Raw genomic sequence first — 5,393 nt, forward strand, 5'->3', positions numbered from 1 at the left:
GAATGGACGGTTCACAGCCAGAATGATCTCGTCGCGCAGATCTTCGGACTTCAAAAAGTTAATAAAGTCTGAAGCATCTAAGTGAGACAATGGCTCCGCGCCCTTCGCTCGAAGTTGCGACACGCCCCTAAGATTCACCCTGGACCACCAAGTAGGGGCAGGCCAAGACGAAACGCTGGCAAGCCAATACCTTCTTCCAGTTAAGCTTCTGATCATCTTGATCTGGAATACTGGGTTACGGCCTCTGCCGCCAATAATTCTCTAATACGGACGATTTCTGATAATGCGCTTTCTGTCAGCTGGGTCCGACCGAGTCCTATCGGCGCTCGACCTCTCAATGGCAATCATCAGGTTTGATCTTAATGGGGCCGTCCTGAGCGCGAACAACAATTTCTGCGATCTGATGGGCTACGCGCCGAACGAGATCATTGGTCAGAAGCATCAAATCTTCCTCGACCCGCAATACGCCGCTTCACATGACTACGCGTCGTTCTGGGAAGGGCTGCGCAACGGCAAATTTGTTTGCGAAGAGTTTCGCCGCTTCGCCAAAGGTGGCCGCGAGGTGTTCATTCGCGGCAACTACAACCCCATCCTCGATCGTCGCGGCCGCGTCACGGAGATCGTCAAGTTCGCCAACGACATCACAGCGACCAAACAGGCCCAGCTTGAGAACGGAGCAAAGACCAACGCCATCGAACTCTCGCAAGCCACGATCGAGTTCACGGTCGGCGGGACCATCCTTACTGCGAATGCGAACTTTCTCAAAGCGCTCGGGTACCAGTTGGACGAGATTGTCGGCCGACACCATCGGATGTTCGTTGATCCGACCTATGCTGAAACGCCAGCCTACGCGTCGTTTTGGGAGAGGCTCCAATCCGGGAAGTTCGTCGCGGATGAGTTCCTGCGGATCGGTAAAGGGGGACGGGAGGTGTACATCCAGGCCTCGTACAATCCGGTCTTTAGCTTCGACGGTCGCGTCGCCAAAGTGGTCAAATTCGCCACAGACGTGACGGAGCGCGTGACGGCCGTTCGCCGCCTTGGTCGGGCTCTAAGTCAACTGGCCGACGGCGATCTCACAAGCAAAATCGTCGAACCGTTCATACCTGCCCTCGATCCGGTGCGAAACGACCTAAACCGATCCATCGACGCATTAGCCGACGCTATGAGGACGGTGCGCAGCAGCGCTAATCTGATTGAGGGCGACAGCGAGCAGATCAGCGCTGCCGCCAATGATCTTGCGCGTCGGAGTGAGCAACAGGCTGCTGCCATCGAACAGACGTCAGCGGCTCTTTCGGACCTTACCCACAATGTTCAGCAGTCCAGTCTGCAAGCTCAAGCGGCAGGCGAGTTGGTCGCGGCTACGAAGCAGGAGGCCGAAGTCTCGAGGCAGGTCGTGTCCAAAGCCGTGGAAGCGATGGGGCGGATCGAAACCTCGTCGGACGAAATCGGCAAGATTATCGGCGTCATCGATGAGATTGCCTTTCAGACCAATCTGCTCGCATTGAATGCTGGCGTCGAGGCGGCGCGCGCTGGCGATTCGGGTCGTGGATTTGCTGTCGTGGCGCAGGAGGTTCGCGGTCTTGCGCAGCGCTCAGCAGAAGCGGCAAAAGAGATCAAGTCTCTGATCTCGGCTTCAAGAACGCATGTGCGAGAAGGCGTGGAACTGGTGGACCTAGCTGGAAACGCTTTGCAGCGCATCGCTGATAAAGTAGCGGAGGCAAACGGGCGCTTCGTGTCGATCGTAGAAACGGCCCGATCTCAGGCGACCAATCTTCAAGAGGTCAACCTCGCTGTCGGCACGCTCGAGAAGGGTATCCAGCGTAACGCCGCCATGGTCGAAGAAACAACAGCGGCCTGCAACGAACTGTCCGGCGAAACGCGCGGCCTCAGCGACTTATTGGCGAAATTCACAGTCGAGGTCGATGCCGTGAATCGAGCCGGAGATCGCCGACTTGGTTCGCAGGTTGTTGATCTGAAAAAATGCTTGCCTAAGGCCTTATGATCGGTAATACGGTGCGGCCTTCATGTATGCGGTGAATTTTACGAAGATGCGTCGGTGGGTCCACATCCAATCCTGTCGCGTTCCACAGAATGCCTGAGAGTAAACGAACGGCTTTCCGTCCCAAATGTCGATAAACTGCTACTGGGTTCGCGATTGATTTCGGACCCTCATGCCACGATGAGGCAGCGCGAGGCGATGAAAATTGTGAAGAAACAATTCCAGTGGCCTGAGTTCTCTGTTTTGGCAGAGGCGTGAATTACGCACTCACGATGCCATACGTTGCAACGTCTCGACGATCTTCTCCGCGATGTAGGGCTTTAAAAAAGACGCTGCGAGGAGGCATCCGCACCTTATCAGGCGCAAGATAGCCTGATGTCAGTATAATCTGAATGGGCGGCCAGCGGTCCTGGATCGCGGCGGCAAGCTTCATCCCATCCATGCCGCAGGGCATATCAATATCCGAGAACACGATCCGGATGTCGAGGCGAGTTTCCAGTATTTCTAAAGCTTGGATAGCGTCGGCGGCTTCCACTGCTTCGAACCCAGCATCCTCAACAAGATCGACCACCGACATCCGCAGGATTGTGAATAGCCCCGAGTTTCGTGGACACCCTCGGGTTACATTTCCTGCTGCCGTTCGAACTCTACGGGTGACAGCATCCCGTTCCTGACGTGCTTGCGCTTCGGGTTGTAGAACATCTCGATGTAGTCGAACACGTCCTGCCTGGCCTCCTCGCGTGCTCGGTAGGTCCTTCGCCGTATCCGCTCGCGCTTGAGGAGATTGAAGAAGCTCTCTGCCACAGCGTTGTCGTGGCAGTTTCCACGACGGCTTATCGAGTGCTCAAGATTGTGGTGCTTCAGGAACGCCGCCCAGTCCATGCTGGTGAATTGCGAGCCTTAATCGGAATGAACCAAGACCTTGCTCTTCGGCTTTCGACGCCACACCGCCATGAGCAAAGCCTGCAGCACGACATCAGTAGTCTGCCGGCTCTGCAGCGACCAGCCGATCACGCGGCGCGAGAACAGGTCGATCACCACGGCCAGATAGGCAAAGCCCTCCTGGGTTCTGATGTAGGTGATATCTGTTACCCACGCCCTGTCTGACGCATCGGCATCGAATTGCCTGGCAAGGGTGTTGTCGACCAAGACTGACGGCTTGCCACCATAGGATCCGGGCCGACGCTTGTAGCCGATCTGCGCCTTGATCCCGGCCATCCTGGCGAGACGAGCAATGCGGTTGGCACAACTGCTCTCTCCCTGATCGAGAAGGTCGTCGTGCAGCTTGCGATAGCCATACATCCTGCCGCTCTCCTTCCAGACCTTGTTGAGAAGCTCCGTCTGACGTGCGTCCTCTCGAGCCCGCTTGCTCAACGGGTTCTTCAGCCAGGCATAGAAGCCGCTGAGTCGGATGCGCATTCAGCGACATATCGCCCGCACCTTGAACTGCTGGCGATGCTGGGCAACGAACGCGTATCTCATCTTGCATCCTTGGCGAAATACGCGGTGGCTTTTTTAGGATGTCGCGCTCCTCGGTAACGCGCACCAGTTCCTTCCTCAGGCGTCGGATCTCGGCTGACTCATCGTCATCTGTCGAGGCGGACGGCTTCGAGAACTTTCTGCGCCACGCATAAAGTGAATGCTGACTGATCCCGAGCCGCTTTGAAACCTCTGCAACGGGATAGCCCCGCTCGGTGATCTGCGCGACCGCGTAACGCTTGAACTCATCAGTGAAATTGCCAGACCGCATCAGGGCCTCCTTGCCTAAAAATTAGGGAAGAAGGCGTCCACAAATCTAGGGGCTATTCATAGCCCCGCGCAAACCTCACGCTAACGCGGCCTTTACACAACTGCCCTTACATTCGGGAAACCGACCGGAGAGTCTTCTCCTACTGGCACTTACTCGCCAACAGCCGCAACTGGACGTTTCGCAGATGAGAAATCTCTCCCTCTCCACGAAGATCTCCATGATGGTCGTTGGGTCGCTCGCCCTTTTGACCTTGTTCCTTTCCATCGCGAGTTACATCGCGATCGAACAGGACGGGCAGCGCCGCGCGAGTGAGCGTCAAGAAGCCAATATGCGGGTCGCCTGGGAGGTTCTCAGCGGATATGGCAATAGCTACCGGCTCGCGGACGGACAGATCTACGCTGGTCTCCAGCCGCTCAACGACTTTACAGTCGCAGTCGACAAGATAAAGGAACTCGTCGGCGGCACCGCCACCGTGTTCATGGGCGACACGCGCGTCGCGACCAATGTGACGAACGTCGACGGCACCCGTGCAACTGGAACCAAGCTCGCTCAGGGTCCGGTCTACGATGCAGTGCTCGGTTCGGGCGTTCCCTATCGTGGCCATGCCGATATTCTCGGCACCCCCTACTTCACCGCATATGATCCGATTAAGACGATGGCCGGCGAGACAATTGGCGTTCTCTATGTGGGCATTCCCGAAGCGGACGTGATGTCCAACCTTTCAGCTCTGCACACCTCTCTGCTCTTCGTCTCCGGCCTCACCCTCCTCCTCGTCGGCGCCGGCGCCTTCTTCATGGCCCGCCGCATGGTCAACCCGCTCGCAGCCCTGAAAGAGACGATCACCAATGTCGCGCGCGGCCGCATCGACGAGACCGTTCCCCATACGGACCGTGGCGACGAGATCGGCGCCATCGCAAGGGCCGTCGCAGACCTGCGCGGTGCGGTAGCAGAACAGCAGCAGCTGAAGGCGGCGAACATCGCCGAGGAGCGCCAGAAGGAAGACGACCGTCAGCGCCAGGACGAAGAGGCGGCCGGATATGTCCGGGCGCACGAGTTCTTCATGAGCGAGGTCGAGGCCGGCTTCGGTCGCCTTGCCAAGGGCGACCTGACGGCGCGGCTCAACAAGCCCTTCTCCCAGGACTACGAGGGCCTTCGCGCGCTCTTCAACGAATCGGTCGCAAACCTGGAAGGCGCCTTCTCCAACGTGATCGGGCTCGTGCGCTCCACCCATGACGGCATCTCCGAAATGGTTACGGCGACCAACGACCTGTCCCAGCGAACGGAGGTCCAGGCGGCCAATCTCGAAGAGACCGTCGCCGCCCTCGGCGAGGTGACGGGCGCGGTGAACGAGACCGCCAACGGCGCCGACGACGCCCGCAAGGTTGCGAGCGCGGCCCGCCACAAGGCCGCCCAGGGCGGCGAGGTGGTCAAGCAGGCCGTCCAGGCGATGAACGAGATCGAGACGTCCTCCAAGCAGATTTCCTCGATCATCTCGGTCATCGACGAGATCGCCTTCCAGACCAATCTTCTGGCGCTGAACGCCGGCGTCGAGGCGGCGCGGGCGGGCGAAGCCGGCAAGGGCTTCGCGGTGGTCGCCCAGGAAGTGCGCGGCCTCGCCCAGCGCTCGGCCGAAGCTGCCAAGGA

General features: G+C 58.5%; 3 protein-coding genes and 1 pseudogene. 2 read left to right on the forward strand and 2 right to left on the reverse strand.

Annotated elements, in window-relative coordinates:
• Positions 1-337: 337 nt before the first annotated feature.
• Positions 338-2,002: a methyl-accepting chemotaxis protein gene (locus tag DYI37_RS19590; RefSeq protein ID WP_158555240.1), complete on the forward strand. Its 1,665-nt coding sequence runs from the start codon at positions 338-340 to the stop codon at positions 2,000-2,002.
• A 256-nt stretch (positions 2,003-2,258) separates the two neighbouring features.
• Here DYI37_RS19590 and DYI37_RS19595 read toward each other — a convergent pair whose 3' ends face one another.
• Together DYI37_RS19595 and DYI37_RS19600 are read right to left on the reverse strand one after the other, a co-directional pair.
• Entirely contained in the window at positions 2,259-2,570 is a 312-nt protein-coding gene (locus DYI37_RS19595; protein ID WP_425365066.1) for a response regulator, read from the reverse strand.
• A gap of 50 nt (positions 2,571-2,620) precedes the next feature.
• A pseudogene (locus DYI37_RS19600) lies at positions 2,621-3,749 on the reverse strand (IS3 family transposase).
• 184 nt (positions 3,750-3,933) lie between these two features.
• Here DYI37_RS19600 and DYI37_RS19605 point away from each other — a divergent pair.
• On the forward strand, positions 3,934-5,393 hold a 1,460-nt coding region (locus DYI37_RS19605; RefSeq protein ID WP_147307966.1), incomplete at its 3' end, for a methyl-accepting chemotaxis protein.

Origin of the sequence: Fulvimarina endophytica, assembly GCF_003403015.1 — a bacterium.
Taxonomy (GTDB): Bacteria; Pseudomonadota; Alphaproteobacteria; order Rhizobiales; family Rhizobiaceae; genus Fulvimarina; species Fulvimarina endophytica.